Genomic DNA, 26,587 nt, shown 5'->3' with positions numbered 1-26,587 from the left:
CCCTCGCTGCCCCTGCTGCTGCTTCTGCCGTCGCTCACCCGTCAATCATGCCGCTTCGCTGACGCTCTCCTTACGGCGGGCCGCGATCCGGTCAGCGGTCGGCCACCGTACGTCACTGGCCCAGCCGAGGAGTTCGAACCAGCGGATGATGCGGGCGCTGGAGTCGATCTGGCCGCGGAGCACCCCGTGCCGGGCGGAGGTGGGGTCGGCGTGGTGCAGGTTGTGCCAGGACTCGCCGCAGGACAGCACGGCCAGCCACCAGACGTTGCCGGACCTGTCGCGGGAGCGGAAGGGGCGCTTGCCGACCGCGTGGCAGATCGAGTTGATCGACCAGGTGACGTGGTGCAGCAGGGCCACGCGGACGAGGGAGCCCCAGAAGAAGGCGGTGGCGGCGCCGGTCCAGGACATCGTCGCCAGGCCGCCGACCAGCGGCGGGAGCAGCAGGGAGACGGTCGTCCACAGCCAGAAGTCACGGCTGATCCGGCGGATCGCGGGGTCCTTGATCAGGTCGGGGGCGTACTTCTGCTGGGAGGTCTGCTCCTCGTCGAACAACCAGCCCATGTGGGCCCACCACAGGCCCTTCATCAGGGCGGGGACGGTCTCGCCGTACCGCCAGGGGCTGTGCGGGTCACCCTCGGCGTCGGAGAACCTGTGGTGCTTGCGGTGGTCGGCGACCCAGCGCACGACCGGCCCCTCGACGGCCATCGAGCCGGCGATGGCCAGGGCGATCTTCAGCGGGCGGTTGGCCTTGAACGAGCCGTGGGTGAAGTGGCGGTGGAAGCCGATGGTGATGCCGTGGCAGCCGAGGTAGTACATCCCCACCATCAGGCCGAGGTCGAGCCAGCTCAGGCCCCATCCCCACGCGAGCGGGATCGCCGCGACGAGGGCGAGGAAGGGGATGCCGATGAAGAGTCCGAGGGTGATCTGCTCGAGTGACTGCTTCTTGTCACCACCGAGCGTGGCGCGGGGAAGCGGGGCCCCGTCGCCGGCCCCGGGTTCCGGGGACTCGGTGATCACGTCGGTCTGTGTGGTCATGGTGGTCCCTCAATGAAGGTCGGGGGGCTACGCCACCGTAACTTACGGCTTCGTAAGTATGGCAGCGCCGAGTGAAGGCCGAACAGAGCGCGCGTGTCGGCGGGAATACGGCTCTTGACACATGTACCCATGTTCGGGGAGGGGAAGTGCCGATCTTTCTCGTCGCATTGGAGGCGGTCGGTGCGGCATAGTGGTGGGGGCCGAACGGGCACCCTGACGGGTTGTCCTGTTCGGGAGGGGTTTCCATCCGCTGTGGTGTAACGGCAGCACTGAGGGTTTTGGTCCCTTAAGTCCGGGTTCGAATCCTGGCAGCGGAGCACGGACCGAGGGGTCGCGGCAACCGTCGCGACCCTTCCGCGTTCACCGCCCGAAACGCCCCGGTATCCTTCGGGTGACCTTCACCCCACGCCGAGGAGCCCGTTCCGTGAGCGCCCACCGCCCGGCTGCCGTCATCGTTCTCGCCGCGGGTGAGGGCACCCGCATGAAGTCGGCAACCCCCAAAGTCCTGCACGCGATCAGTGGCCGGTCCCTGGTCGGACACGTCGTGGCCGCGGCCCGCGCCCTCGAGCCCGAGCACCTGCTGGTCGTCGTCGGCCACGCCCGTGAGCAGGTGACGGCCCACCTGGCCGGGGCCGACGCCGCGGTCCGCACCGCCGTTCAGTACGAACAGAACGGCACCGGCCACGCGGTCCGGGCCGGCCTGGCGGAACTCCCGGAGCTGACCGGCACGGTGGTGATCACCGCGGGCGACACCCCGCTGCTCACCCCGGACACCCTGCGCGCCCTGGTCGAGGCCCACACCGCCGACGGCAACGCCGTCACCGTGCTGACCGCCGAGGTGCCCGACCCGACCGGCTACGGCCGCATCGTGCGCGGCGCCGACGGCTCGGTGCTGGCGATCGTCGAGCAGAAGGACGCCACCGACGAGCAGCAGGCCCTGCGCGAGATCAACTCCGGGGTGTTCGCCTTCGACGCGCGGCTGCTCGCGGAGGCGCTGGCCAAGGTGACCACCGACAACGCCCAGGGCGAGGAGTACCTCACCGACACCCTCGGCATCCTGCGCGAGGCCGGCCACCGCGTCGGCGCCTCGGTCGCCGAGGACCACCGCGAGATCGCCGGCATCAACAACCGCGTGCAGCTCGCCGAGGCCCGCCGCATCCTCAACGACCGCCTGCTGCGCCGGGCGATGCTGGAGGGCGCGACGATCATGGACCCGGCGTCGACCTGGGTGGACGTCATGGTGGAGTTCGAGCCCGACACCCTCGTGCTGCCGAACACCCAGCTGTACGGCGCGACCCGGATCGCCTCGGGCGCCGAGGTCGGCCCCAACTGCACGCTGACCGACACCCTGGTCGGCCCCGGCGCCACCGTGAGCAACACCGTGGCCGTCGACGCGGAGATCGGCGAGGCCGCCACGGTCGGCCCGTACGCCTACCTGCGCCCGGGCACCAGGCTCGGCCCGAAGTCGAAGGCCGGCACCTACGTCGAGATGAAGAACGCCACCGTCGGCGAGGGCACCAAGGTCCCGCACCTGTCCTACGTCGGCGACGCGACGATCGGCGAGTACACGAACATCGGCGCCGCCAGCGTCTTCGTCAACTACGACGGGCAGGTCAAGCACCACACGACGATCGGCTCGCACTGCCGCACCGGCTGCGACAACATGTTCGTGGCGCCCGTCACAGTCGGGGACGGCGCCTACACCGCTGCGGGCTCCGTGATCACCAAGGACGTACCGGCCGGTTCGCTCGCCGTCGCACGCGGCCAGCAGCGCAACATCGAAGGCTGGGTGGCCAGGAAGCGGCCCGGAAGCGCCGCCGCCCACGCCGCCGAACAGGCCCACCAGGCCGCGCCGGAGGCCTGACCGGCGAGGGAGCGGCGCAGGCAGTGGCCTTCCCCACGTGCGCGGTCGCTCCGGCCAGCGCGTACCGTGTGAGGTGCACAGAATTCCGCCAGCTCCTCTGACCGAAGGCGAAGCTGCGTTGAACACCAAGGAGACGGTGCAGTGACCGGGATCAAGACGACCGGTGAGAAGAAGCTGATGCTCTTCTCCGGCCGCGCACACCCCGAGCTCGCGGAGGAGGTGGCACGTGAGCTGGGCGTCAACCTTGTGCCGACGAAGGCCTTCGACTTCGCGAACGGTGAGATCTACGTCCGTTTCGAGGAGTCGGCGCGCGGCTCGGACGCCTTCGTGATCCAGAGCCACACCGCCCCCATCAACAAGTGGATCATGGAGCAGTTGATCATGATCGACGCGCTGAAGCGGGCCTCCGCCAAGCGCATCACCGTGGTCGTGCCCTTCTACGGCTACGCCCGCCAGGACAAGAAGCACCGCGGCCGCGAGCCGATCTCGGCCCGCATGATCGCGGACCTGCTGAAGACCGCGGGCGCCGACCGGATCCTCACCGTCGACCTGCACACCGACCAGATCCAGGGCTTCTTCGACGGCCCGGTGGACCACCTGTTCGCGCTGCCGATCCTGGCGGACTACGTGGGCGCGAAGGTCGACCGCTCGAAGCTGACCGTCGTCTCCCCCGACGCCGGCCGGGTGCGCGTGGCCGACCGCTGGTGCGACCGCCTGGGCGCGCCGCTGGCCATCGTCCACAAGCGGCGCGACCCGGACGTCGCCAACCAGGTCACCGTGCACGAGGTGGTCGGTGACGTGCGCGGCCGCATCTGCGTCCTGGTGGACGACATGATCGACACCGGTGGCACCATCTGCGCCGCGGCGGACGCCCTGTTCGCCAACGGCGCCGAGGACGTCATCGTGACCGCCACCCACGGCGTCCTGTCCGGCCCGGCCGCGGACCGGCTGAAGAACTCCAAGGTGAGCGAGTTCGTCTTCACCGACACCCTGCCGACGCCGGGTGAGCTGGACCTCGACAAGATCACGGTGCTGTCGATCGCGCCGACGATCGCCAACGCGGTCCGCGAGGTCTTCGAGGACGGCTCCGTGACGAGCCTCTTCGAGGACGCGCACTGATCACGCGCATCGCGTACTGATCGATTTCCGGGGCGGCCTCCCCGCCGGGTAGACTCTTCGAGTTGCTCGGCGAGGGAGGCCGTCCGCGTTTCCGCGGCGGACTCCGTTATCGACGCGCTCCTCGTAAGTGGAACGGCCCGTCGTGGGCTGGGCGACCGAATGAATTCCCGTCGTCATTACGAGGAGTGTGATTACCGTGTCCGAGGTCAAGATCTCCGCACAGCTGCGCAGCGAGTTCGGCAAGGGCGCCGCCCGTCGCGTCCGCCGCGCCCACCTGGTCCCCGGCGTCATCTACGGCCACGGCCAGGACCCCAAGCACGTCACCCTGCCGGGTCACGAGCTGCTGCTCGCGCTGCGTACCCCCAACGTCCTGATCAGCCTGGACATCGAGGGTGACGGCACCGAGCTGGTCATCCCCAAGGCCGTGCAGCGCGACCCGCTGAAGGGCTTCCTGGAGCACGTCGACCTGCTCTCGGTCAAGCGCGGCGAGAAGGTCACCGTCGAGATCGTGGTCAGCACCGAGGGCGAGCTCGCCCCCGGCGGCAACCTGCTGGAGCACGTGCTCAACACGCTGCCGGTCGAGGCCGAGGCGACCCACATCCCCGACGGTGTGACCGTCTCCGTCGAGGGCCTGGAGGCCGGCACCTCCGTCCTCGCCAAGGACATCCCGCTCCCCAAGGGCACCACCCTGGCCGTCGACGGGGAGACCGTCGTGCTCCAGGTCGTCGCCGCCCAGGCCGAGGCTCCCGCCGAGGGCGAGGCCGCCGAGGGCGAGGCCGCCGAGGCCGCTGCCGAGTAGTCACGGCAGCACCGCGGTTCCCGGCCGCCGCCCCGCTCCGCGAGGAGCGGGGCGGCGGTCCTGTTGAATGGACGTCATGAGCATGAGCGCAGCGGAAAGCGCCCCCGAGGGGCCCTGGCTGGTGGCCGGTCTGGGCAACCCCGGACCCGAGTACGCCGGCAACCGGCACAACATCGGCTTCATGGTCGCCGATCTACTCGCCGAAAGGATCGGCGGGCGCTTCAAGACCCACAAGAGCCGGTCCCAGGTCGTCGAGGGACGGGTCGGCGGCCGCCGCGTCGTGCTGGCCAAGCCCATGACGTTCATGAACCTCTCCGGCGGCCCGGTGACGGCGCTGCGCGACTTCTACAAGATTCCGCCCGGCAACCTCGTCGCGGTGCACGACGAGTTGGACATCGACTACGCCACCCTGCGCCTGAAGAAGGGCGGCGGCGACAACGGCCACAACGGCCTGAAGTCGATCACCAAGTCCCTCGGCCCCGACTACCTGCGGGTGCGCTGCGGCATCGGCCGCCCGCCAGGGCGGATGCAGGTCGCGGACTTCGTCCTCAAGGACTTCTCCTCGGCCGAGCGCAAGGAACTCGAGTGGTTCGTGGACCGCGCGGCCGACGCGGTCGAGACGCTCATCTGTGACGGGCTGGAGAGGGCGCAGGGCACCTACAACGGTTGACCATCGAAAGGTTGACCGAGTGCCACGCAATGGCCAAGGATCGCCCGCATGGTCAAACGGAGTCTCGCCCGCCGCACCGCCGAGAGCGCCTGGGGGCTGCTGCTGGTCGGCCGCATCGTCCTGCTGAGCGCGCTGGTCCTGTTGATGCTGGCGGCCGGGGTGTGGACCTCGTGGAAGACCGCCCAGCACGTCATGCTCACCAAGGGCCGCGAGCAGGGCACGATGACGGTCTCCGCCTGTGGCGCCGACACCTGCACCGGCCCCTTCGTGCCCGAGGGCCTCGGCTCCGTCCGCGGGAAGGTGACGATCGACAAGGCGGTCACCCATCGCGCCGGTGAGCGGATACCGGTGGCGGTGAAGCCCGGCACCGACGACGTGGTGCGCAGCGGACTCGCCGGCGTGCTGCACGCCTGGGTCCCGCTGGGCGGCGCGCTCCTCCTCGCCGCCCTGGTCCTGGCCGGGGGCCTGCGCTGGCCGCGCACCGCCTGGACCGCCGCCGCGGCCGGCGCCGCACTCCTGGGGGCGGCCTTCCTCACCCTGTGAGCCCGCGCGGCGCGATCGTCACCCCTGGACACCGGCGGCGCCGGCCCCCTGCGAGAAGGGGCCGGCGCCGCCGGTGTGTCACGCGGCGTCGACGGATTCCAGGAACTCCAGGCGGTTGCCGAACGGGTCGTCGGTGAAGAAGCGGCGGTGGCCCGGGAGGTCGCCGTCCCAGACGACCGCGGTACCGCGGGACTCCAGCCGCTCCGCGTAGGCCTCGATGCCGCTGACGCGCAAGCCCGGATGGGCCTTCCGGGCGGGGCGGAAGTCCGCCTCGACGCCGATGTGCAGCTGGACCGCGCCGGTGGCGAACCAGCATCCGCCCCGGGCGGCGAGAACCGGCGGCTTGGGCACCTCGCGCATCCCCAGGACCCCCGCGTAGAAGGCGCGCAGGATCTCCTCGGAGCCGGGCGGGGCGGCGAGCTGGACATGGTCCAGGGCGGTGATCACCGGGGTCACCCCGCCTTCCGTGCGACGGCGAAGATCCGCCGGAAGGGGAAGACGGTGCCGTGCGGCCCCGCCGGGTACGCCTTGCGCAGCAGGTCGCGGTACTGGCCGAGGAACTCCCTGGTGGCCTCCGGATCGTCCTCGAGGGCGGTCAGCACGGGGCGCAGCGCCGTCCCCTTGGTCCATTCGAGCACCGCGTCCTCGCCCTGCAGGAGTTGCACGTACGTGGTCTCCCAGACGTCGACGTCCACCTCGACCTCGGGGATCTCGATGAGCCGCTCCAGGTAGCCGGGGGGCTGGAGGATGTGGACGTACCGGCGGCCGTGGCCGTCGCCGAGGCGGTCCCGCCAGGCCGGGGAGTCGCAGAGGTCGCCGAGCAGGGCGTGACTGGGCGAGGTGAAGTTGCCGGGGACCTGGAAGGCGAGGACGCCGCCGGGGGCGAGGTGCTCGACCCAGAGGGGGAAGCGGTCGGCGTGGCCCTCGACCCACTGCAGGGCGGCGTTGGAGACGATCAGGTCGTAGGTGCCGTCGGGGACCCAGTGGGCGGCGTCGGCGGCGCGGAAGTCGAGGCTGCCGCCCCCGGGGGTGGGGCCCTCGTGGGCCCGGGCGGCCTCCAGCATCTCGGCGGAGCTGTCGAGGCCGGTGATGCGGGCGGCGGGCCAGCGCTCCGCGAGCAGGGCGGTCACGTTGCCGGGGCCGCAGCCGACGTCGGCGATCCGCGGGCTCTCGGCGGGCAGCTCCGGTATCCGGGCCAGCAGGTCGTGGAAGGGGCGGGTGCGGTGGGTGGAGTGACGGAGATACTGCTGGGGATCCCAGGCTGCTGCGGGCATGTTTCGAACTCCCTGGCGAGAGATGGATCTCTTCCTGCCGCCGACATTGCCCACAAGGTTCCAGAGCTAATCTCTTGATGTCAAGAGACTTCATGTCGACACAACCACTACACTGATCTCCATGGAGGACGAGGTCGATCGGCTGGTCGCTGCGTGGCGCAGGGAGCGCCCTGACCTCGACGTCGAACCGCTCGAGGTGCTCAGCCGGGTCAGCAGGCTGGCGAGGCACCTGGACCGGGCCCGTCGCCTGGCGTTCTCCGAGCACGGCCTGGAGCCCTGGGAGTTCGACGTGCTCACCTCCCTGCGCCGCGCGGGCGCGCCCTACCAGCTCTCCCCCGGGCAGCTGCTGACCCAGACACTGGTCACCTCCGGGACGATGACCAACCGGATCGACCGGCTCACCAAGAAGGGGCTCGTGGAGCGGCTGCCCGACCCCTCGGACCGGCGCGGCGTCCTCGTACGGCTCACCCCGGAGGGACGGGACCGGGCGGACCAGGCCCTGGCGGGTCTGCTGGCCCAGGAGCGGGCCATCCTCGGAGAGCTCTCCGGCCGCCAGCGCGGGGAACTCGCGAACCTGCTCCGACAGTTGACCGCGCCCTTCGACAACGTCCCCGGCTGACGTCGATCACCCGGCGTAGTCGTTGGGGAATGATCACAAACGGCCACGCTCCGCCACCGGTTGCACACACAAAGTGGCGCACTTAGCGTGATGACCGTGATCGCCGCTTAAAGGCTCAAATGGCCACTTTTGCGGCTGCCGGCGCACCACATTCCGACAACGTCAAGTGGAAGGCGGTCGGGGCGCGTCCGGCTTCCATTTCCCTGGACCCCGCCGGGTCCCGCTCCACCTTGGAGATGCAGATGACTCTGCACACCCGCGCAAGCAAGATAGCCGCAACCGCGGTGACCGGCGCCTTGGCCGGCACCCTCGCCATCGGCACCATGGGCACCGCCTTCGCCACCGACGGCCGGCCTGCCGCCGGGGTGCCTGCCGCTCCTGGACCGGATGGCCAAAGTGAACTCGTTTCCCCTTCCGAGCGTCTCCGGGACCTGTCCCGTGAAGTAGCGGCTGTGTCCGCACGCTCCCCCCACGCGGCCCTGTTCCAGGGCCGCGTCGTCGCCCGTACGGGTCTGCGCGTCCGTGGCGGACCGGGCGTCCAGTTCCCCAGCGTCGGCGTCATCCCCTTCAACGCCCTGGTGGCCATCGTCTGCAAGTCCGTGGGCAGCCCCATCGCCGGCAACCCGCGCTGGTACCAGCTCAGCGGCAACTACTGGGCCTGGTCCTCGGCCCGCTTCGTCGCCAACGTCGGCCCGTCACCTGCCTGGTGCAGCGGCACCGGCGGGGTCGGTGGCGTCGGCGGGGCCGGTGGCGTCGGTGGCGTCGGCGGGGTCGGTGGCGTCGGCGGGGTCGGTGGCGTCGGCGGGGTCGGCGGAATCGGCGGAATCGGCGTCCCCGGCTTCGTCGGCGGCATCGGCGGCATCGGTGTCTGCCGCAACAACGGGCACGGCGGCCGTGAGCACGGTCGCGGCGACCAGCGCTTCAACGGCGTGGAGGACCCGTTCCGCGAGGACGACCGCACCGAGGAGTCCCTGGACAGCGTCGCCCTCGCCAAGCGCAGCGACGGCCCCGGCGGCGGCCGCGGCGGTATCGGTGGCGTCGGCGGTGTCGGCGGTGTCGGCGGTGTCGGCGGTGTCGGCGGTGTCGGCGGTCCCGGCCTCGTCGGCGGTGTCGGCGGCGTCGGCGGTGTCGGCGGTGTCGGCGGTGTCGGCGGTCCCGGCCTCGTCGGCGGTGTCGGCGGCGTCGGTGGCGTCGGTGGCGTCGGCGGTCCCGGCCTCGTGGGCGGCGTCGGTGGTGTCGGTGGCGTCGGCGGCGTCGGCGGTCCCGGCTTCGTCGGTGGCCCCGGTGGGGTCGGTGGCGTCGGCGGAATCGGCGGAATCGGTGGCGTCGGCGGTATCGGCGGTCCCGGCTTCGTCGGTGGCCCCGGCTTCGTGGGCGTCCCCGGCTTGAACGGCGGCTTCAACTGCCGTGACAACGGGCGTGGCGGTAACGGCCGCGGCGACAACGGCCGCGGTGGTAACGGCCGAGGCGACAACCGGGGCGACAACGGCCATGGCGGTAACGGCCGGGGCGACAACGGCCGCGGCAACAACGACAGTGACCCCTTCGACGACGCCGGTGACAACCGCCGGAACGACGACGGCCGCGACCCCTTCGACGGCCTCAATGACCGCGGTCAGGAGAACGGTCAGCACCGCGACCGTGCCAACGACCGTGACACCAGCCGCTCGGCGCCGACCACCGGCGTCGGCGGTGACCGCCCGGCGCCGGCTTCCGGCGTCGGCGGTGAATAACCGCGGGTATCCGCGGTGACCCGGCGGGTCGCTCTCCCCGGTCACGGGGAGGGCGATCCGCCGTGCGCCGTGCCGTCAGACGTGCTGGACGGGGGCCGCCGAACCCACCCGGCCGCCGTCACCGTCGACCGGGGGCACCCCGGCCCGCCGGGCCAGCGCCACGGCGGCCAGCGTCGAGTGCACGCCCAGCTTCCCCAGCACGTTCTGCATGTGGGTGCGGACCGTGTGGGGGGACAGGTACAGCCGTTCGGCGACCGCCTTGCGGCCCAGACCGGCCACCATGCAGCGCAGCACCTCCTGCTCGCGCGGGGTGAGCGACTCCACCAGCCGCTCGCTCTCCGTGCGGTGCCGGCGGGCGGCCGTCAACTCCCGCAGCACACCGGTGAGCAACGCGGGCGGCAGGTGCGTCTCGTCTCGCAGGACGCCGCGCATCACGGCAAGCAGCCGGGACAGCGAGCAGTCCTTGGCGACCCAGCCGGAGGCGCCGGCCTGCAGGGCCCGGGCGGCGCGGCGCGCGTCGTCCCGCTCCGCCAGCACGACCGTCCGGGTGGCGGGATGTTCGGAACGCACGCGTTCCACCAGAGCGATGCCGTCGAGTCCGGCCTGTGCGCCGCCGTCGGCCGCGCCCAGCGGGGCGGCCTTCGGCGCGCCCATCACCCGGACCCCCACGGTCGCCCCGAGATCGGCGTCGACCAGCAGTACGTCGTAGCGGCGGCCGTCGGAGGCCGCGCGTTCCAGGCAGCGCTGGGCGGCCGCCCCGCTTCCGGCGGCCGAGACGTCGACGTCCGGTTCGGCCGCGAGGGCGGCCGCGAGCGATTCGGCGAAGATGCGGTGGTCGTCGACGACGAGAACGCGGATTCGTCCCACGGGCCCCACTCCCGGCATTCGGCACTTCCCCCCAACGGACGAGGTCGATGTGCACGGAGGGCCGGCACCTGGAGCGGACGCCGCACGCCGCCGGGCTAGCAGCCGTCCCCAACCAGGTGCCGAACCCTTGTGTCTCGCCCCCTGATGCCGCCGGCCCCCACCGGCGCTGCCAAAAAGCGTAGGGGCAGGAGCAGACAAAGGCGCCCGAATGGAAAAACTTGCGGGACGGAGTTCCCCCGGCGTGTGCCGGGCTGTGGCCCGTGGTGCGGTTTTCCACAGCGGTGGACGGAGAACGGCGCGCCGAGCGCACGCTGGGTGGGTGCGGTTCGTCTCGCGCCCTTCGGGCGCACAGCGGCCGGCTGCGGACGGGAGGTGGGGCTACCCCCCTCAACGCGGTGCGGCCCGGTTCGTGGCGCGGCTTCAGGCGCCGGAGCGGGGCCGGTTGCTCGTACGGTTTCCCTCTCGTCGCCGTCCGCGGGTACAGACGGCCGGTTGCCACGCTAACCGTTCGTGGGTGGCGCGCCCGCCGTAACCCGCGTCTGCAGGTGATTCCCCTCCGTCGGGCCCTGTTCCGCCGAACATGTCGGCGAAAGCGAGCCCGATCTCCCGTGGACCGCTAGACAGCACCCCGAATAGCCGCAGACGCAGGTCACGGCGGGCGCGCCCACCACCGGGAATGGGCGTGGAAGCGGCCATCGGCACCCGCCGACGGCGACGAGACCCAAGGCACCGGCAAGGCACCCCGCTCCGGAGCCTGAACCCCCGCCACGCACCCACCCGCACACCGACGAGGAGGTCCGCCCCACCCCCCCCTCCGCAGCCGGCCGCTGTTCGCCCGAAGGGCGCGAGACGGCGGAACAGCCGACCACGGCCCCGCCTCGCACCCCTCACGGCCCGGTTGTGCGCCTACGCCAGCCGGCGGGCCCCCGCCGACGGCACCGCGGTGAAGACCCGCGGCTCGCGGTGACCGGCCGTGGCGAAGGCGCCGGCGATCGCCTCGGCGGTCTTCTCCGCCGCGGACTCCTCCACCAGCACGATCGCCGAACCGCCGAAGCCGCCGCCGGTCATGCGCGCGCCGAGGGCGCCCGCCTCCACACCGGCCGACACGACCAGGTCGAGTTCCGGGCAGGAGACCTTGAAGTCGTCGCGCAGCGAGGCGTGGCCCTCGGTCAGCACCGGTCCGATGGCGCGGGCGTCGCCCGTCTCCAGCAGTTCCACGACGCGCTCGACCCGGCGGTCCTCGGTGACCACGTGCCGTACCAGCGGCCGCAGTTCGGGGTCCTCGACGCGGGCGAGCGCGTCGTCGAGCCCCTCGTACGGGATGTCCCGCAGCGCGTCCACGCCGAGCAGCGCCGCCGCCTCCTCGCAGCCCGCCCGCCGCTTGCCGTACTCGCCCTCGCTGTGGGCGTGGGTGACCCGGGTGTCGACGACGAGCAGCCGCAGGCCCTGGGAGGCCAGGTCGAAGGGGATCTGGCGCTGCGACAGGTCGCGGGTGTCGAGCCACAGTGCGTGCCCCTCGGTGCAGCACGCCGAGGCGGTCTGGTCCATGATCCCGGTGGGGGCGCCCACGTAGACGTTCTCGGCGCGCTGGCAGAGCCGGGCGATCCGCCACCGCTCCAGGCCGAGGCCGTAGAGATCATTGAGGGCGACGGCGGTGACGACCTCCAGGGCGGCCGAGGAGGACAGCCCGGCGCCGGTGGGCACGGTGCTCTCGAAGTGGATGTCGGCGCCGGTGATCTCGTGCCCGGCGTCGCGCAGTGCCCAGATGACGCCCGCGGGGTAGTCGGCCCAGCCGGCACCGCCGCCGGGTTCGAGTTCGTCGACGTGCAGTTCGACGACGCCGGCGGGAACGTCCGGGGAGCCGGTGTGCAGCCGCAGCCGCCCGTCGGCGCGGCGGGCGACCGCGGCGACGGTGGCGTGCGGCAGGGCGAACGGCATCACGAAGCCGTCGTTGTAGTCGGTGTGCTCGCCGATCAGGTTCACCCGGCCGGGGGCGGCCCAGACGCCCTCGGGGCCGGTGCCGTACGTGGCGCGGAAGCCGTCCTCGCTCACTTGGTGCCCTCCCGGTTCTGCAGGTCCTGCGCGAAAGTCCAGGCGTCGCGGACGATGTCGTCGAGGTCGGTGCGCGAGGGACGCCAGCCGAGGCGCTCCTTGGCCCGCTCGGCGGAGGCGACCAGGACGGCCGGGTCGCCTCCGCGGCGCGGGGCGACGACCTCGGGGACGGGGTGACCGGTGACCCGGCGGACGGTCTCGACGACCTCGCGCACGGAGAAGCCGTTGCCGTTGCCGAGGTTGCAGATCAGGTGCTCGCCGGGGGCCGGCGCGTCGACGGCGAGCAGGTGCGCCTCGGCCAGGTCGGCGACGTGGATGTAGTCGCGTACGCAGGTCCCGTCGGGGGTGGGGTAGTCGTCGCCGAAGACCGAGATCGCCTCCCGGCGGCCCTGGGCGACCTGCAGCACGAGCGGGATGAGGTGCGACTCGGGGTCGTGCCGCTCGCCGAACGCCCCGTAGGCGCCCGCGACGTTGAAGTAGCGCAGGGAGACCGCGGCCAGGCCGTGGGCGACGGCCTCGCTGGTGATCATGTGGTCGACGGCGAGCTTGGACGCGCCGTACGGGTTGGTCGGCAGCGCCGGGTCGTCCTCGGTGATCGGGACGGACTTCGGCTCGCCGTAGGTGGCCGCGGTGGAGGAGAAGACCAGCCGCCGCACCCCGGCGTCACGCATGGCGGTGAGCAGGTCCAGCGTGCCGGCGACGTTGTTGCGCCAGTACTTCTCGGGGTGGACGACGGACTCGCCCACCTGGGAGCTGGCGGCGAAGTGCAGTACGGCGTCGTAGGTGGCGTCGAGCACCTTCGCCGCGTCCTGGACACGTCCCTCGACGAAGTCGGCGCCCTCGGGGACGCCGTCCCGGAAGCCGGTGGACAGGTCGTCCAGGACGGTGACCCGGTGCCCCGCCTCCAGCAGATGGGCCGCCACGACGCTGCCGACGTAACCGGCGCCTCCGGTGACCAGAACCTTCTTCGGGCGAGGGTCGCTCACAGGGTCACAGCCTTTCTCGGGTTCGACTCGGGGCCACGGTAGCGGCGCCGGATGAACGTCCGCCGGGAGTGCGGCACGGCGACGGTCGAGGGGGCGAACACGCGGGCGATCGCACGGGCGCCGCTCACGGCGAGGCGACCTCCCTCAGGCGGCTCGCGGCGGTCTCCGGCGGCACGTCGTTGATGAAGACGCTCATGCCGGACTCGGAGCCCGCCAGGTACTTGAGCTTGCCCTTGGTGCGGCGGATCGTGAACAGCTCCAGGTGGAGCGCGAACTCCTCGCGCTGCGCGCTGCTGAACGGCGCCTGGTGCCAGCCCGAGATGTACGGGGTCGGCGGCTCCGCCGCGGCCTCCGGCCGGTACGGGCCCGCGGGGCCGAAGAGCCGGTCGAAGCGGCGCAGCAGTTCCAGGTAGATCCCGGGGAACTCGGCGCGGGCCGCCTCGTCCAGGGCCGTCAGGTCCGGCACCCTGCGGCGGGGGTAGAGGTGCACCTCGTACGGCCAGTGCGCGGAGTAGGGCACGAACGCCGTCCAGTGCTCGCCCTCCAGGACGATCCGGCTGCCGTCCTCGCGCTCGCGCGCCACGAGGTCGTCGAAGAGGTTGCGGCCGCCGGTGGCCTCGCGGTGCCGTTCCAGCGAACGCAGCATCAGCTCGGTCCGCGGGGTGGCGTGCGGGTAGCCGTAGATCTGGCCGTGCGGGTGGCCGAGGGTGACGCCGATCTCCTCGCCGCGGTTCTCGAAGCAGTAGACCTGCTCGACGCCGGGCAGCCGGGAGAGTTCGGCCGTGCGGTCGGTCCAGGCGTCGAGGACCAGCCGCGCCTGCTCGGGGGTGAGGTCGGCGAACGACCTGTCGTGCCGGTCGGTGAAGCAGACCACCTCGCAACGGCCATGTTTTCCGGTGAGCGAGGGAAAGCGGTTCTCGAAGACGGCCACGTCGTAGTGGTCTTCCGGGATCTCGCTCAACCTCCCGTCCCGGGACGGGCAGAGCGGGCACTCGTCCGCGGGCGGGTGGTAGGTGCGGGTCTGACGGTGGGAGGCGATGGCGACGAAGTCACCGAGCAGCGGGTCGTGGCGGATCTCCGAGGCGCTGGTCACCGGGTCCAGCGGGCGGCGGTCGACGGCGTCGCGGGGCTCGTCGTCGCGCAGGTCGTAGTAGATCAGCTCGCGCCCGTCGGCGAGCCGGGTCGATGTCTTCTTCACCCTGCGGGCTCCTCACCACGCCAACAAACAGAACCAAACACAATGAACCACAACGCAACAGCAACGTCAACGGAGACCCCGTTGCGGGGAGTGATCAAACCATGCAAAACCTGGCAGAAGGGCTACGGCTCCCCACGAACGCGCTCGACTACTCGATCCTCGCGATCTACTTCGTCGTCGTCCTCGGCATCGGCTTCGCCGCCCGCCGCGCCGTCCGGACCAGCCTCGACTTCTTCCTGTCGGGCCGGTCACTGCCCGCCTGGGTCACCGGTCTGGCGTTCATCGCCGCCAACCTGGGCGCGACCGAGATCCTGGGGATGGCCGCCAACGGCGCACAGTACGGCGCGTACACGGTGCACTGGTACTGGATCGGCGCCATTCCGGCCATGGTCTTCCTCGGCCTGGTGATGATGCCGTTCTACTACGGCTCCAAGGTCCGCTCCGTGCCGGAGTTCCTGCTGCACCGCTTCGGACCGGCCTCGCACCTGCTGAGCTCGATCATCTTCGCGGTGTCCGCCCTGCTGATCGCGGGCGTCAACCTCTACGCCATGGCGATCGTGCTGGAGGCCCTGATCGGCTGGCCGCAATGGGTGGCGATCGTCGTCTCCGGCTTCTTCGTGCTCTTCTACATCACCCTCGGCGGCCTCTCCTCGGCCATCTACAACGAGGTGCTGCAGTTCTTCGTGATCCTCGCGGCGCTGATCCCGCTCACCGTCGTCGGCCTGAAGCGGGTCGGCGGCTGGTCCGGGCTGACGGACTCGCTCACCGGCTCCCACGGCGCCGCGTTCCTCACCGCCTGGGACGGCACCGGCATCGGCTCGCCCAACCCGCTGGGGGCGAACTGGCTGACCATCGTGCTGGGCCTCGGCTTCGTCCTCAGTTTCGGCTACTGGACGACCAACTTCGCCGAGGTGCAGCGCGCCCTGTCCGCCAAGAACCTCTCGGCCGCCCAGCGCACCCCGCTCATCGCCGCGTACCCCAAGATCTTCATCCCGCTGATCGTGGTCCTGCCGGGACTGATCGCGCTGGTCATGGAGCCGGGCATCGGCAAGCCGGGCAGCGGACTCCAGTACAACGACGCGATCCCGGTGCTCATGCGCGACCTGCTCCCCAACGGCGTCCTCGGCATCGCGATCACCGGCCTGCTCGCCGCCTTCATGGCCGGCATGGCGGCCAACGTGTCGTCCTTCAACACCGTCTTCACGTACGACATCTGGGGCGCCTACGTACGGCGCGGCCGGCCCGACCAGTACTACGTCACCACCGGCCGCGTGGTGACCGCGATCGGCGTGCTGATCGGCATGGGCACGGCCGTCATCGCCTCGTCCTTCAGCAACATCATGAACTACCTGCAGACGCTGTTCTCGTTCTTCAACGTGCCGCTGTTCTGCGTCTTCATCCTCGGCATGTTCTGGAAGCGCTCCACCGCGGCGGCCGGCTTCTGGGGGCTGCTGAGCGGCACGGTCGCCGCGATGATCAACTACTTCTGGTTCTACAAGGGCGGCCTGATCTCGATCCCCAGCGACCAGGGCGCCAACTTCGTCTCCGCCATCGCCGCCTTCGTCGTCGGCGGCGTGGTGATGGTCCTCGTCTCGTGGTTCACCAAGCCCAAGCCCGTCGAGTCGCTCGCCGGACTCGTCTACGGGACCACCTCCCCCGGCATGGCCGAACCGCCCGCCAGGGGCGACGACGCCTGGTACCGCAGGCCCGCGCTGCTCGGCTGGGGAGCCGTCCTCCTGGCCGTGCTGTGCTACATCCCCTTCTCCCTGTGAGGTGACGTCGTGAGCGAGTACGGCAACGAGCCGGATTTCCAGCACCGCATCGAGGATCTGGAGCACGAGTCGGCCTCGGCGGCACGCCTCTTCGACGTGCGCCGCGTCATCGGCGGCCTCTTCGTGGTCTACGGGGTGATCGTGACCATCGCCGGGATCACCGCCTCCGACGCGGACATCGCCAAGGCCCAGGGCATCAACATCAACCTCTGGACGGGGATCGGCATGCTGGTGCTGGGACTGCTCTTCCTCCTGTGGATGAAGCTCAGTCCCCCTCCTCCCCCGCCCGCCCCGCAGGAGACGCCTGAGCAGGGATCGTCGCACCACCCGGAAGATGGTGACTGACCCGGTCCAGCAGACCCGTGCGGGCCGCCAGGGCGGCGGCCTCCAGCCGGGAGCCCACCCCCAGCTTCATCAGCACCCGCTGCACATGCGTACGGGCGGTACTCGGCGCGATCCGCATGCCGGCAGCGATCAGCCGGGTGTCCTCGCCCTCCGCGACCCGCAGCAGCACCTCGACCTCGCGCGGGGTGAGCATCTGCAGCAGCCTGGTGCCCTCGTCGTCCGGCTCCGCCACCGGGTTGAGCAACTCGGCGAACGCGCCCTGCAGCAGTGCGGGCGCCACCGCCACCTCGCCGGCGCGCGCCTTGGCCATCGCCCGCTCGACGCCCTCGATCCGCTCGTCGTGCCGTACGTATCCGGAGGCGCCGGCGGCGAACGCGGCGGCTATCCCCCGCGGGTTGGGCACCGGCCCGAGGACCAGCACCGCCACCCCGGGCCGCTCCCGCTTGATGCGGACGACCGCGTCGAAGGCGCCCGGCTCGGCCGGTGCCGCCGTGCCGATCAGGCACACCTCGGGCGACCGGCTCAGTACGAGATCCGCCGCGCCCGAAGCGGGCGCGGCCGCCGCGAGCACCCGGTGCCCGCGCAGCTTCAGCGCCGAGGCGAGCGCCTCGGCCAGCAGACGATGGTCGTCGACGACGACGAGCCGTACGCCCATGGGCGTCCCCCTCATCCCCCCATGGACCGGTGCGGACCTGCCCACCGAGTCCAAGCCGGTCCCCTTTCACATGCCGTGGCGAAGCCCGTCCGGCATACCGCCTGTGCCCCCGCGGCGGGCCCGGGCCATGCCCGGGAAGGTACACGCTTGTTCGACGCTTTGCGCCCCCTACTCGGCAGGAGCCTCCCTAAATCCGCATTATCTCCAAACATGGCCGACTTTGGACCGGGTGTGCTTTTTTGCGCGGCCCGCGCACCGCCTCCCGCCGGCACGGTCAGCCGAAGGCGGCGATGGAGCGGTCCGTCAGGTTGGCCGAGGCGGAGATGTGGTCGGAGGTCAGGAAGAAATGGTCCTTGTACAGCCACCAGCCCGAGTCGCTGTCGAGGAAGTCGTTCTCCAGGTCCTTGCCGCTCTCCGGCAGTTCCATGAACGGCGTGAACCTGTGGGTCGCGGGGTCGAGCCGCAGCAGGCGGCCCGGCTTGTCGTAGGTGTTCTTCTGGTAGGCCACGACCTTGCCGCCGCTGATCCCGACGACCTTGACCTCGCGGTCCTGGTCGGGCTTGGCGAGCCACTTCGGCTTGCCGGTGGCGAGGTCGAGCGCGGCGATCTCGTTGGTCTGCGAGTAGGAGGTGCCGCTGCCCGAATGGGTCTTGGTGGGCAGGTAGATGGTCGTGCCGTCGACGGCGACGTTGGTGCACCGGTTGTCCTCGCAGTGGATCCGGTACGTGGCGTCGGCCCCGCCCGCGCCCAGCGAGATGCGGCTCCTCATCCTGCCGCCGTCCAGGTACACGATGTCGGTCATCGACAGGCTGCCCGCCGACAGCCCCACGACCACCGGGTCCGTGGAGATGACGCTGTACACCTCACTGCCGTTCGGCACCTGCCAGGACCACTTCTTGGCGCCGCCCTCGCCCAGGCCCTGCACGTACTCGTCACCGCCGAAGCCGCCGCACTCGACGACCGCGACGAGCACGGCGCCGCCGTGGTAGCCCTTGTCGGTGCACTCCGAACCGGCCTTGGGCGTCCACAGCACCGCACCGGTGCTGATCCTGTACGCGACCGAACCGCCGATCCAGGAGACGGCCGCCGTGTCGCCCGTGAGCGCGATCTGCGAGTAGCTGTGCGAGGTCCGGCCGTTCGGGCTGGGCAGCTTCTTCGCCCACAGCTTCCTGCCCTGGGCGATGTCGACGGCGATCACGCTGTCGCAGTCCGTCCCGTACTGCAGCACCAGGCGGTCGTTCACCGCCGACTCCGGCCCCGGGCAGGAGTCGCCGGACAGGGGGATCGACCAGTTCTCCTTGCCGCTGTCGATGTCGAAGGAACGCAGCGCGTCCGGCATCGTCTTGACGACCGCGTCTCCGGTGAACCAGGCCTCCGCCACCGGGGCGGTGATCTCGGCCTTGGACGGACGCACCGCCCTCTTGTCCCACAGCGCGCGGGCCTTGAGCGGGCCGTCGCCGGCCGGCCGGGTGCTGCCGCCCTTCGACGGGGTGTCCGAGGGCTCGTCGTCGCCACCGTTCGCGACCAGGAAGACCCCCGCGCCGACCACCAGGACCGCCGCGATCGCCGCCGCCACGATCCCGGCCACCTTGCCGTTGCCGCGCTTCGGCGGCTGCGGGTACTGCGGGTACGGCTGGTAGCCGTACCCGGGAAGGGGCTGGGTCGGCGCCTGGGCGTACGGGTTGGGGCCGTACGGGCCCGGCGGCGGGGGCGGCGGCTGCCGGCCCTGCGGCTGCGTCGGCGGCTGGGCATAGGGGTTCGGCTGCTGGTGCGGCTGACCGTACTGGGGCGGCTGCGGCCCGAATCCGGGCTGGTCGCCGGGGGGAGGCGGCGGCTGCGACATCAGCGGGCACCTTTCGGGCACAAGTGTGCGGGGCGGACGGTGACACTCTTTGTATCACCGGTGACGCACCGTTCCGCCCCCGCGCCGAAGGACCGTTACGGCACTGCTACACCTCGTCCGCCAGCTCCAGCCAGCGCATCTCCAGTTCCTCGCGCTCGGCGGCCAGCGACCGCAGCTCCAGGTCGAGTTCGGCCACCTTCTCGAAGTCGGTGGCGTTGTCGGCGATGGCGGTGTGCAGCTTCGACTCCCTCTCACCGATCTTGTCCAGCTGCCGTTCGATGCGCTGCAGTTCCTTCTTGGCCGCGCGGCTGTCGCCGCCGCCCTTGGGCTTGGCCGGGGCGGGCGCGGGGGTGGCGGCCTCGACGGCCGCGCGGCGCCGCTCCAGGTACTCGTCGATGCCGCGAGGCAGCATGCGCAGCGTCGCGTCGCCGAGCAGGGCGAAGGTGCGGTCGGTGGTGCGCTCCAGGAAGTAGCGGTCGTGGGAGATGACCACCATCGAGCCCGGCCAGCCGTCGAGCAGGTCCTCCAGCTGGGTCAGGGTCTCGATGTCGAGGTCGTTGGTGGGCTCGTCGAGGAAGAGCACGTTGGGCTCGTCCATCAGCAGCCGCAGCAACTGCAGCCGGCGCCGCTCGCCACCGGACAGGTCGCCGACCGGGGTCCACTGCTTCTCCTTGGTGAACCCGAACTTCTCGCAGAGCTGACCCGCAGTCATCTCCCGGCCCTTGCCGAGGTCGACCCGGCCGCGCACCGACTCCACCGCCTGCAGCACCCGCAGCGCCGGGTCGAGTTCGGCGACCTCCTGCGACAGGTAGGCCAGCCGCACGGTCTTGCCGACCGCCACCTTGCCCGCCGCGGGCTGCTTCTCGCCCTCGCTGACGGCGGCGTCCGCGAGCGCCCGCAGCAGGGACGTCTTGCCCGCGCCGTTGACGCCGACCAGACCGACCCGGTCGCCGGGGCCCAGCTGCCAGGTCAGGTGCTTCAGGAGCACCTTGGGCCCGGCCTGGACGGTCACGTTCTCCAGGTCGAAGACGGTCCTGCCCAGCCGGGTCGTGGCGAACTTCATCAGCTCGGCGTTGTCGCGCGGCGGCGGCACGTCGGCGATCAGCTCGTTGGCCGCCTCGATGCGGAAGCGCGGCTTGCTGGTGCGGGCGGGGGCGCCGCGGCGCAGCCAGGCCAGCTCCTTGCGCATCAGGTTCTGCCGCTTGACCTCCTCGGTCGCGGCGATCCGCTCGCGCTCGGCGCGGGCGAAGACGTAGTCGCTGTAGCCGCCCTCGTACTCGTGGACGTCACCGCGCTGCACGTCCCACATGCGGGTGCAGACCTGGTCCAGGAACCAGCGGTCGTGGGTCACGCACACCAGGGCCGAGCGGCGCGTCTGCAGGTGGCGCGCCAGCCAGGCGATGCCCTCGACGTCCAGGTGGTTGGTGGGCTCGTCGAGCACGAGCAGCTCCTGCTCGGCGATGAGCAGCTTCGCCAGCGCGATCCGCCGGCGCTCGCCTCCGGACAGCGGTCCGATCACCGTGTCCAGCCCCTGCGGGAAGCCGGGCAGGTCCAGCCCGCCGAAGAGCCCGGTGAGCACGTCCCGGATCCTGGCGTCGCCGGCCCACTCGTGGTCCGGGCGGTCGCCGACCACCTCGTGCCGGACGGTGGCCTGCGGGTCCAGGCTGTCGTACTGCGTCAGCACGCCCAGCCGCAGGTCCGAGGTGTGCGTCACCCGCCCGGTGTCCGGCCCCTCCTGCTTCGCCAGCATGCGGATCAGGGTCGTCTTCCCGTCGCCGTTGCGGCCGACGACACCGATGCGGTCGCCCTCCGATACGCCGAGCGAGATCCCGTCCAGCAGGGTGCGCGTTCCGTACACCTTGCTGACGGACTCGACGTTGACCAGGTTGACGGCCATGGGACTCCTGTCGCTACGAAAGAACGACCTCCCAGGGTAGTGCGGCGCCCGCACGCCCCGAGCCCGGCCGCCCCCCGCGGGCACCCGTGCGGGTGGGCTCGCCCACCACAGGTGAATCGCCAACCGTACACAGCCGCAGGTCTGTACGGTTTTCCCATGGACATGTATCCGCTCGTGGAAGCGCGCAACCAGCTCGGGCAGCTCGTCGGCCGAGTCCGGCACGGGCATGAACACATCCTGATCAGCGAGTACGGCAAACCCGCCGCCGCGCTCATCCCGATAGGCGAACTCGAGGAACTGCAGCGTCTGCGCGATGCGGCGGACGCGGCCGAGGCGGCGGCCCGCGCATCGGCTCCCACCGGTCCTGCGATGACGCACGACGCGTTCATGGCCCGGTTGGAGGACGAAGATCGTCAGGCCGATGCCTCGTGACCCACACCGTCGTCCGGCAGCACCAGGCCATGGCCGAGTTCCGCCGCCTGCGCCTCCTCGATCCGGTGGGTGCGAAGGCGTGCGCGGCTGCCGTCCGGGACCTGGCCCGGGGACCGCGTACTTCGACGGCGCGCGCCCCGGGAGGTTCCGGGTACCGGCCCGACGCCGAGACCGTCACCGTGCTCGTCCTCAAGGTCGGCCGGGTGGGCTGACGGCCGGTGTCACGGCCTGACGCGGCCCGCCCTTTCGACCAGGGCCCAGCCGGCGGCGGCCATGAGGACGGCGGCCGGGGCCGTGACGCGGAAGGCGATCAGGGTGGCCGAGTGGCCGTCGAGGAGGCCGCCGAAGCCGACGGCGGACAGGCCGAGGACGCCCAGCAGCGCGAGGGCGACGCCGAACGCGGCACCGGGGCCGGAGAGCGGGCACGGCGCCTGGGAGGGGCGCGGGGCCGGGGGGCGTTCGGCGCGGCGGAAGACGGCGACCAGGGCGGCGGTGAGGATGGTCGCGGCCGCCACGCGCAGCGGCACCTGCGCCCACCAGGCGGCGCCGGCCGGGGCGGGCAGCGGGCCGCCCAGCGAGATCAGCGCGCCGTACACGGCGAGCATGGCCGTGAGGTGCCAGAGGAAGGCCGTCATCGCGATGCCGTTCGCGGCGACCACGCCGCGCCACACGCGCGGGCGCTCCAGCAGGCGCGCGGCGGGGCGCCGCAGCAGTTCGACCGCGCCGACCAGCCACACACCGTGGCAGAGCAGGGCGAGCGTGGGCGGCGCCATGTTCGAGATCCGCTCGCCGGGCATGCCCACCATGGACAGCGGGTACGGCCCGAGCGCCACCAGCGCGACCGCCCCGGCCAGCCCGCAGGCGGCCAGGGCCGCGGGGAGCCGGAGCCGGCCGTCGGCGCGCAGGAAGCCCAGCTGGTGCACCGCGAGCCAGACGAAGGCGAAGTTCAGGAACGGCACGTAGGGCACGCCGAGGGCGAAGCGCAGTACGTCCACCGCGACCGCGCCGGCCGACAGCGCGGCGAAGGCGCCCCAGCCGTACCGCTCGTGCAGCCGCAGCAGCGGCGGGGTGAAGGCCACCATGCCGAGGTAGATCCCGATGAACCACAGCGGCTGCGCCACCAGCCGCGCCGCCACGTCCGGCACCGGCAGCAGCAGCGCTCCCGCGCCCCACACCGCGACGAACAGCATCGTCGGCCGCAGCAGCCGGCGCAGCCGGGCCCGCAGGAAGTCCGCGTACCCGCCGCCGGAGCGCGCCACCGAGCGGTACGAGAGCGCGTGCGAGAAGCCGCCGACGAAGAAGAACACCGGCATGACCTGCAGCACCCAGGTCAGCGGTTGCAGCGCCGGGCGCACCGCCAGCAGGTTGCCGACCTCGACGCCCCCGCCGGGCCCGGTGGTCACCGCCGCCATCAGCCAGTGCCCCAGCACGACCGTGGCCAGCGACGCCACCCGCAGGAAGTCCACGTAACGGTCCCGGCCCGCGGGTGTGGCCGCGGCCGCCTCTCCGGCTGTCATCCCCATGGCGGCACGATCCCGCGCCGGGGCGCCGCTCCGTCAGGCCCGCCCTACTCAACTCGCCCCGGAATCGGGTGAGTACGGCTACTCAGACCAGTGTCGCGCCCTGCGCGGGGCCGGTGGTGACGCGGACCGTGCGGCAGGTGCCGGAGGCGGCGAGGGCGACGGCGACGGCGTGCGCGGACTCGGCGTCCTTGGCGAGGAAGGCGGTGGTGGGCCCGGAGCCGGAGACCAGGGCGGCCAGGGCGCCGGCCTCGGCGCCCGCGGCGAGGGTCGCGGCCAGCGAGGGCCGCAGGGACAGCGCGGCGGGCTGCAGGTCGTTCGCCAGGGAGGCGGCGAGGGCGACGGCGTCACCGGTGCGCAGCGCCTCGAGCAGGGCCGGGGACGCCTCCGGCTCCGGCACCGCCGCGTCGCCGCGCAGCCGGTCGCACTCGCGGTAGACCTCGGGGGTGGACAGGCCGCCGTCGGCGACGGCGAAGACCCAGTGGAAGGTGCCGCCGGTCTCCAGCGGCTCCAGCAGCTCGCCGCGGCCCCGGCCGAGGGCGGCGCCGCCCACCAGGCTGAAGGGGACGTCGCTGCCGAGCTCGGCGCAGATCGCGAGCAGTTCCTCGCGGCTCGCGCCGGTGCCCCACAGCGCGTCGCAGGCGACGAGGGCGCCCGCCGCGTCGGCGCTGCCGCCGGCCATGCCGCCCGCGACGGGGATGTCCTTGACGATGTGGATGTGGACGCGCGGCTCCAGGCCGTGCCGCGCGGCGAGCGCGACGGCGGCGCGGGCGGCGAGGTTGCTCGCGTCCGCCGGGACCTGGCCGGCGTCCGGTCCGGCGACCGTGATCCGCAGCTCCTCGGCAGGGGTGACGGTGACCTCGTCGTACAGGCCGACGGCGAGGAAGACGTTCGCCAGGTCGTGGAAGCCGTCGGTGCGGGGCCCGCCCACCGCGAGCTGGACGTTGACCTTGGCGGGGACCCGGACGGTCACGGACGCGGGGCGGCGGGTCACTGGCGCGGTTCTCCTCGGTGCGGGGGTCGTGCGGCGCGCGACACGTCCGGGGACGGGCGCGCCGGGCACGGCGGCGCCCCCATTGTGCCCTCTGCTACCGCAGGGAGGTGCCGCCCCCGCCGTGCTCGGCGATCGCCGCGAACTCCTCCACGGTCAGCGCCTCACCGCGCGCCTGCGGCGAGACGCCGGCGGCCACCAGCGCCTCCTCGGCCGCGGCGGCCGAGCCCGCCCAGCCGGCCAGCGCGGCCCGCAGCGTCTTGCGGCGCTGCGCGAAGGCGGCGTCCACGACCGCGAAGACCTGCTCGCGGGACGCGGTGGTGCGCAGCGGCTCCTTGCGGCGGACCAGCGAGACCAGCCCGGAGTCCACGTTCGGGGCGGGCCAGAAGACGTTGCGGCCGATGGCACCGGCCCGCTTCACCTCCGCGTACCAGGCGGCCTTCACCGAGGGCACCCCGTACACCTTGGAGCCGGGGCCGGCGGCCAGCCGGTCGGCGACCTCGGACTGCACCATGACCAGGGTGCGCTCGATGCTCGGGAAGGTCGCGAGCATGTGCAGCAGCACCGGGACGGCCACGTTGTACGGCAGGTTGGCCACCAGGGCCGTGGGCGGCGGGCCGGGCAGCTCCTCGACGCGCAGGGCGTCGCTGTGCACGAGCGCGAAGCCGCCGGCCCGGCCCGGCAGGCGGGCGGCGACGGTCGAGGGGAGGGCCGCGGCCAGCACGTCGTCGATCTCCACGGCGGTGACGCGCTCCGCCACCTCCAGCAGCGCCAGCGTGAGCGAGCCGAGCCCCGGGCCGACCTCGACGACCACGTCGTCCGGCCGGACGTCCGCGGTGCGCACGATGCGGCGCACCGTGTTCGCGTCGATGACGAAGTTCTGGCCGCGCTGCTTGGTGGGGCGGACGCCCAGCGCGGCGGCCAGCTCACGGATGTCGGCGGGGCCGAGCAGGGCGTCGTCGGCGGGACCGGAGTGGTCGGTGGTGCTCACCGCTCAAGGGTATCCGGGCCCGGCGGGGCCTCCGCCGGACGGACTACGAGTGGAGCTTGCGGCCGCACACCGGCCAGGGGCCGGCACCGCGCTGGATGTACAGGCGCTTGGCGCGGTAGGTCTGCTCCTTGGCCGAGGCGTCCTGGGGACGGCCGCGGCCGCCCAGGTTGCGCCAGGTGCGCTGGTCGAACTGGTAGAGGCCGCCGTAGGTGCCGGAGGCGTCGACCGCGTTGGGCCGGCCGCCCGCCTCGCACTGGCCGAGCGCCTTCCAGTTGAGGTGGTCGGCGCCCTCGACGCTGCGGGGGAGCGGTTTGGTGCCGACGCGCACGACCTGCCGCACGGGCTTGCGCAGCACCTCCTCGGCGATGCGGCGCGGCTTCTGCCGGACCCCGTCGACCGTGCGGTACGCGTACGTGACGCGGCGCAGCCCGTTCCTGCCCCGGCGGTCGACGGCGGTGGTGCCCTCGAACAGCGAGGGGTCCTTTGTCCGCTCGACGCGGAAGGGCACCGGCTCCTCGTGGACCTCGTCGTGACGGCGGATGCGCTTGACGGAGATCGTCTGGCCCTCGCGGGGGAAGCTGTCGGGGTCGACGGAGGTGGCGTCGAGGCCGCGCATCGCGATGCCGGCGTCGCGCAGCGCCTCTCCGACGGTTGCGGCATTGGTGCGGACCGGCCGTTCGCGGCCGTCGACGAGGAAGGTCACCTGCCGTTCGGTGCGGACGTCCAGCTCCAGCCCGTGCCGCCCGATGGCCTCGCCGCGGGAGGCGGACAGATATGCGCCGTCCGCGCGCACGCCCAGCTGGCGCAGGGCGCCGTCGACGGTGCCGGCCGTGGTCCAGATCCGCCGTGGCCTGCCGTCGAGGGTGAGCGCGACCGGGCGGCCGAAGCGGACGGCGACGGTGTCGCCGTCCTGCAGCGCCGCGCCGGGGTCGGGGGCGACGATGTCGTGGTCGCCGACCTCGACGCCCTGGCGCTGCAGCAGTTCCTCGACGCTCCCGGCGAAGGTGTGCAGAGCGCGCGGCCGGCCGTCCACGCTGAGCTGTACGGCCTTGCCGCCGGCCAGGTAGGCCGTGCTGCCGCCCGCCAGGAAGGCGACGACCAGGGCTTGGGGCAGCAGCCTGCTCAGCGCGGCGGGGCGCCGAGCGGCGCGCCTGCGCCGGGCGGCCGCGCGCCCCGGACGAGGCTCGGCGTCCTCGGCGGCGGGGGCGGTGCCCGGTGACCCGCGGTGGGGGCCGTCCGCGTGGGACCGCGTTCCGGCCCGCGTCGTGCCCGCGTTGCTGAACTTGCTCACGGCGTACCTCCGGCCCGGTCCGATTCAGACCGAACCGGGACCATAGCGGAGGATTCACCACTCTCCCAAGCCGTCCGGTCACGCCGTGTCG

At 72.3% G+C, this 26,587-nt stretch carries 25 protein-coding genes and 1 tRNA gene; 11 read left to right on the top strand and 15 right to left on the bottom strand.

Going from position 1 to position 26,587, the window contains the following annotated elements; translation table 11 throughout:
* Nucleotides 1–45 precede the first annotated feature (45 nt).
* Entirely contained in the window at nucleotides 46–1,035 is a 990-nt protein-coding gene (locus OIE69_RS23840) for an acyl-CoA desaturase (RefSeq protein WP_326575425.1), read from the bottom strand.
* Between the two features lie 246 nt (nucleotides 1,036–1,281).
* Between OIE69_RS23840 and OIE69_RS23835 the strand changes: the two genes are divergently transcribed.
* The 6 genes from OIE69_RS23835 (at nucleotide 1,282) to OIE69_RS23810 (ending at nucleotide 6,030) form a co-directional block, all read left to right on the top strand.
* Nucleotides 1,282–1,352: transfer RNA gene (locus OIE69_RS23835), tRNA-Gln, on the top strand.
* Nucleotides 1,353–1,459: 107 nt separating this feature from the next.
* The gene (gene glmU, locus OIE69_RS23830; RefSeq protein ID WP_326575423.1) at nucleotides 1,460–2,899 is read left to right on the top strand and encodes a bifunctional UDP-N-acetylglucosamine diphosphorylase/glucosamine-1-phosphate N-acetyltransferase GlmU; all 1,440 of its coding nucleotides are present in this window, start codon (nucleotides 1,460–1,462) and stop codon (nucleotides 2,897–2,899) included.
* Between the two features lie 141 nt (nucleotides 2,900–3,040).
* Nucleotides 3,041–4,018 carry a ribose-phosphate diphosphokinase gene (locus tag OIE69_RS23825; RefSeq protein ID WP_089222310.1) on the top strand — a complete coding sequence of 326 codons (978 nt, stop codon included), beginning with the start codon at nucleotides 3,041–3,043 and terminating at the stop codon, nucleotides 4,016–4,018.
* Nucleotides 4,019–4,214: 196 nt separating this feature from the next.
* On the top strand, nucleotides 4,215–4,817 hold the full coding sequence (locus OIE69_RS23820) for a 50S ribosomal protein L25/general stress protein Ctc (RefSeq protein ID WP_326575420.1): 603 nt from the start codon (nucleotides 4,215–4,217) through the stop codon (nucleotides 4,815–4,817).
* A gap of 67 nt (nucleotides 4,818–4,884) precedes the next feature.
* The gene (gene pth, locus OIE69_RS23815; protein ID WP_392567560.1) at nucleotides 4,885–5,487 is read left to right on the top strand and encodes an aminoacyl-tRNA hydrolase; all 603 of its coding nucleotides are present in this window, start codon (nucleotides 4,885–4,887) and stop codon (nucleotides 5,485–5,487) included.
* A gap of 48 nt (nucleotides 5,488–5,535) precedes the next feature.
* Entirely contained in the window at nucleotides 5,536–6,030 is a 495-nt protein-coding gene (locus OIE69_RS23810; protein ID WP_326575418.1) for a hypothetical protein, read from the top strand.
* Nucleotides 6,031–6,108: 78 nt separating this feature from the next.
* Here OIE69_RS23810 and OIE69_RS23805 read toward each other — a convergent pair whose 3' ends face one another.
* Together OIE69_RS23805 and OIE69_RS23800 are read right to left on the bottom strand one after the other, a co-directional pair.
* Nucleotides 6,109–6,477: a VOC family protein gene (locus OIE69_RS23805; protein WP_326581382.1), complete on the bottom strand. Its 369-nt coding sequence runs from the start codon at nucleotides 6,475–6,477 to the stop codon at nucleotides 6,109–6,111.
* Between the two features lie 5 nt (nucleotides 6,478–6,482).
* The gene (locus OIE69_RS23800; RefSeq protein WP_326575416.1) at nucleotides 6,483–7,304 is read right to left on the bottom strand and encodes a trans-aconitate 2-methyltransferase; all 822 of its coding nucleotides are present in this window, start codon (nucleotides 7,302–7,304) and stop codon (nucleotides 6,483–6,485) included.
* A 121-nt stretch (nucleotides 7,305–7,425) separates the two neighbouring features.
* On the opposite strand from OIE69_RS23800, the gene OIE69_RS23795 reads away from it, so the two are divergent.
* On the top strand, nucleotides 7,426–7,923 hold the full coding sequence (locus OIE69_RS23795) for a MarR family winged helix-turn-helix transcriptional regulator (protein WP_326575414.1): 498 nt from the start codon (nucleotides 7,426–7,428) through the stop codon (nucleotides 7,921–7,923).
* Nucleotides 7,924–8,618: 695 nt separating this feature from the next.
* Here OIE69_RS23795 and OIE69_RS23790 read toward each other — a convergent pair.
* The 5 genes from OIE69_RS23790 to galT form a co-directional block, all read right to left on the bottom strand.
* Nucleotides 8,619–9,701 (bottom strand): hypothetical protein, encoded by a 1,083-nt coding sequence (locus OIE69_RS23790; RefSeq protein ID WP_326575412.1) that lies wholly within the window; start codon nucleotides 9,699–9,701, stop codon nucleotides 8,619–8,621.
* Nucleotides 9,702–9,731: 30 nt separating this feature from the next.
* Nucleotides 9,732–10,523, bottom strand: coding sequence for a response regulator transcription factor (locus OIE69_RS23785; protein WP_326575410.1), 792 nt, complete (start codon nucleotides 10,521–10,523; stop codon nucleotides 9,732–9,734).
* Between the two features lie 906 nt (nucleotides 10,524–11,429).
* Nucleotides 11,430–12,575 (bottom strand): galactokinase, encoded by a 1,146-nt coding sequence (galK, locus tag OIE69_RS23780; protein ID WP_326575408.1) that lies wholly within the window; start codon nucleotides 12,573–12,575, stop codon nucleotides 11,430–11,432.
* A complete protein-coding gene (galE, locus tag OIE69_RS23775; RefSeq protein WP_326575406.1) occupies nucleotides 12,572–13,561 on the bottom strand; it encodes a UDP-glucose 4-epimerase GalE in 990 nt (329 codons plus the stop codon). Before galE ends, galK begins: the two co-directional genes overlap by 4 nt.
* Before the next feature lie 124 nt (nucleotides 13,562–13,685).
* Nucleotides 13,686–14,759 carry a galactose-1-phosphate uridylyltransferase gene (gene galT / locus OIE69_RS23770; protein ID WP_326575404.1) on the bottom strand — a complete coding sequence of 358 codons (1,074 nt, stop codon included), beginning with the start codon at nucleotides 14,757–14,759 and terminating at the stop codon, nucleotides 13,686–13,688.
* A gap of 101 nt (nucleotides 14,760–14,860) precedes the next feature.
* On the opposite strand from galT, the gene OIE69_RS23765 reads away from it, so the two are divergent.
* Together OIE69_RS23765 and OIE69_RS23760 are read left to right on the top strand one after the other, a co-directional pair.
* Nucleotides 14,861–16,531 carry a sodium:solute symporter family protein gene (locus OIE69_RS23765; RefSeq protein ID WP_326575402.1) on the top strand — a complete coding sequence of 557 codons (1,671 nt, stop codon included), beginning with the start codon at nucleotides 14,861–14,863 and terminating at the stop codon, nucleotides 16,529–16,531.
* A 9-nt stretch (nucleotides 16,532–16,540) separates the two neighbouring features.
* Nucleotides 16,541–16,876: a hypothetical protein gene (locus OIE69_RS23760; protein ID WP_326575400.1), complete on the top strand. Its 336-nt coding sequence runs from the start codon at nucleotides 16,541–16,543 to the stop codon at nucleotides 16,874–16,876.
* On the opposite strand, the gene OIE69_RS23755 is transcribed toward OIE69_RS23760, so the two are convergent.
* The 3 genes from OIE69_RS23755 to OIE69_RS23745 form a co-directional block, all read right to left on the bottom strand.
* The gene (locus OIE69_RS23755; RefSeq protein ID WP_326581380.1) at nucleotides 16,797–17,531 is read right to left on the bottom strand and encodes a response regulator transcription factor; all 735 of its coding nucleotides are present in this window, start codon (nucleotides 17,529–17,531) and stop codon (nucleotides 16,797–16,799) included. The two genes, OIE69_RS23760 and OIE69_RS23755, sit on opposite strands and share 80 nt — an antisense overlap.
* A 274-nt stretch (nucleotides 17,532–17,805) precedes the next feature.
* On the bottom strand, nucleotides 17,806–19,374 hold the full coding sequence (locus OIE69_RS23750) for an outer membrane protein assembly factor BamB family protein (protein ID WP_326575398.1): 1,569 nt from the start codon (nucleotides 19,372–19,374) through the stop codon (nucleotides 17,806–17,808).
* 106 nt (nucleotides 19,375–19,480) lie between these two features.
* Nucleotides 19,481–21,271 carry an ABC-F family ATP-binding cassette domain-containing protein gene (locus OIE69_RS23745; protein ID WP_326575396.1) on the bottom strand — a complete coding sequence of 597 codons (1,791 nt, stop codon included), beginning with the start codon at nucleotides 21,269–21,271 and terminating at the stop codon, nucleotides 19,481–19,483.
* A 156-nt stretch (nucleotides 21,272–21,427) separates the two neighbouring features.
* Between OIE69_RS23745 and OIE69_RS23740 the strand changes: the two genes are divergently transcribed.
* A complete protein-coding gene (locus OIE69_RS23740) occupies nucleotides 21,428–21,703 on the top strand; it encodes a type II toxin-antitoxin system prevent-host-death family antitoxin (protein WP_326575394.1) in 276 nt (91 codons plus the stop codon).
* Nucleotides 21,700–21,915 (top strand): hypothetical protein, encoded by a 216-nt coding sequence (locus tag OIE69_RS23735; RefSeq protein WP_326575392.1) that lies wholly within the window; start codon nucleotides 21,700–21,702, stop codon nucleotides 21,913–21,915. Before OIE69_RS23740 ends, OIE69_RS23735 begins: the two co-directional genes overlap by 4 nt.
* Before the next feature lie 9 nt (nucleotides 21,916–21,924).
* Here the strand turns inward: OIE69_RS23735 and OIE69_RS23730 are convergent, their stop codons facing one another.
* From OIE69_RS23730 to OIE69_RS23715, 4 genes are all read right to left on the bottom strand, one after another.
* The gene (locus OIE69_RS23730) at nucleotides 21,925–23,226 is read right to left on the bottom strand and encodes an acyltransferase family protein (protein WP_326575390.1); all 1,302 of its coding nucleotides are present in this window, start codon (nucleotides 23,224–23,226) and stop codon (nucleotides 21,925–21,927) included.
* A gap of 82 nt (nucleotides 23,227–23,308) precedes the next feature.
* Complete coding sequence (locus tag OIE69_RS23725) at nucleotides 23,309–24,217, bottom strand: 4-(cytidine 5'-diphospho)-2-C-methyl-D-erythritol kinase (RefSeq protein WP_326575388.1); 909 nt, start codon at nucleotides 24,215–24,217, stop codon at nucleotides 23,309–23,311.
* Nucleotides 24,218–24,311: 94 nt separating this feature from the next.
* Nucleotides 24,312–25,205: a 16S rRNA (adenine(1518)-N(6)/adenine(1519)-N(6))-dimethyltransferase RsmA gene (gene rsmA, locus OIE69_RS23720; protein ID WP_326575386.1), complete on the bottom strand. Its 894-nt coding sequence runs from the start codon at nucleotides 25,203–25,205 to the stop codon at nucleotides 24,312–24,314.
* A gap of 43 nt (nucleotides 25,206–25,248) precedes the next feature.
* Nucleotides 25,249–26,496, bottom strand: a complete 1,248-nt coding sequence (locus OIE69_RS23715; RefSeq protein WP_326575384.1) for a ubiquitin-like domain-containing protein — start codon at nucleotides 26,494–26,496, stop codon at nucleotides 25,249–25,251.
* Nucleotides 26,497–26,587 lie beyond the last annotated feature (91 nt).

It is taken from the genome of Actinacidiphila glaucinigra (assembly GCF_035918135.1).
Classification (GTDB): Bacteria; Actinomycetota; Actinomycetes; order Streptomycetales; family Streptomycetaceae; genus Actinacidiphila; species Actinacidiphila glaucinigra.
This window is presented reverse-complemented; position numbering and strand designations above follow the sequence as displayed.

What these genes read in the sequence shown, in the direction of transcription:
- OIE69_RS23840 (WP_326575425.1), bottom strand. Translation starts at nt 1,035, where the DNA reads ATGACCACACAGACCGACGTGATCACCGAGTCCCCGGAACCCGGGGCC.
- pth (WP_392567560.1), top strand. Translation starts at nt 4,885, where the DNA reads ATGGACGTCATGAGCATGAGCGCAGCGGAAAGCGCCCCCGAGGGGCCC.
- OIE69_RS23810 (WP_326575418.1), top strand. Translation starts at nt 5,536, where the DNA reads ATGGTCAAACGGAGTCTCGCCCGCCGCACCGCCGAGAGCGCCTGGGGG.
- OIE69_RS23800 (WP_326575416.1), bottom strand. Translation starts at nt 7,304, where the DNA reads ATGCCCGCAGCAGCCTGGGATCCCCAGCAGTATCTCCGTCACTCCACC.
- OIE69_RS23795 (WP_326575414.1), top strand. Translation starts at nt 7,426, where the DNA reads ATGGAGGACGAGGTCGATCGGCTGGTCGCTGCGTGGCGCAGGGAGCGC.
- OIE69_RS23765 (WP_326575402.1), top strand. Translation starts at nt 14,861, where the DNA reads ATGCAAAACCTGGCAGAAGGGCTACGGCTCCCCACGAACGCGCTCGAC.
- OIE69_RS23755 (WP_326581380.1), bottom strand. Translation starts at nt 17,531, where the DNA reads ATGGGCGTACGGCTCGTCGTCGTCGACGACCATCGTCTGCTGGCCGAG.
- OIE69_RS23750 (WP_326575398.1), bottom strand. Translation starts at nt 19,374, where the DNA reads ATGTCGCAGCCGCCGCCTCCCCCCGGCGACCAGCCCGGATTCGGGCCG.
- OIE69_RS23745 (WP_326575396.1), bottom strand. Translation starts at nt 21,271, where the DNA reads ATGGCCGTCAACCTGGTCAACGTCGAGTCCGTCAGCAAGGTGTACGGA.
- OIE69_RS23740 (WP_326575394.1), top strand. Translation starts at nt 21,428, where the DNA reads ATGGACATGTATCCGCTCGTGGAAGCGCGCAACCAGCTCGGGCAGCTC.
- OIE69_RS23730 (WP_326575390.1), bottom strand. Translation starts at nt 23,226, where the DNA reads ATGGGGATGACAGCCGGAGAGGCGGCCGCGGCCACACCCGCGGGCCGG.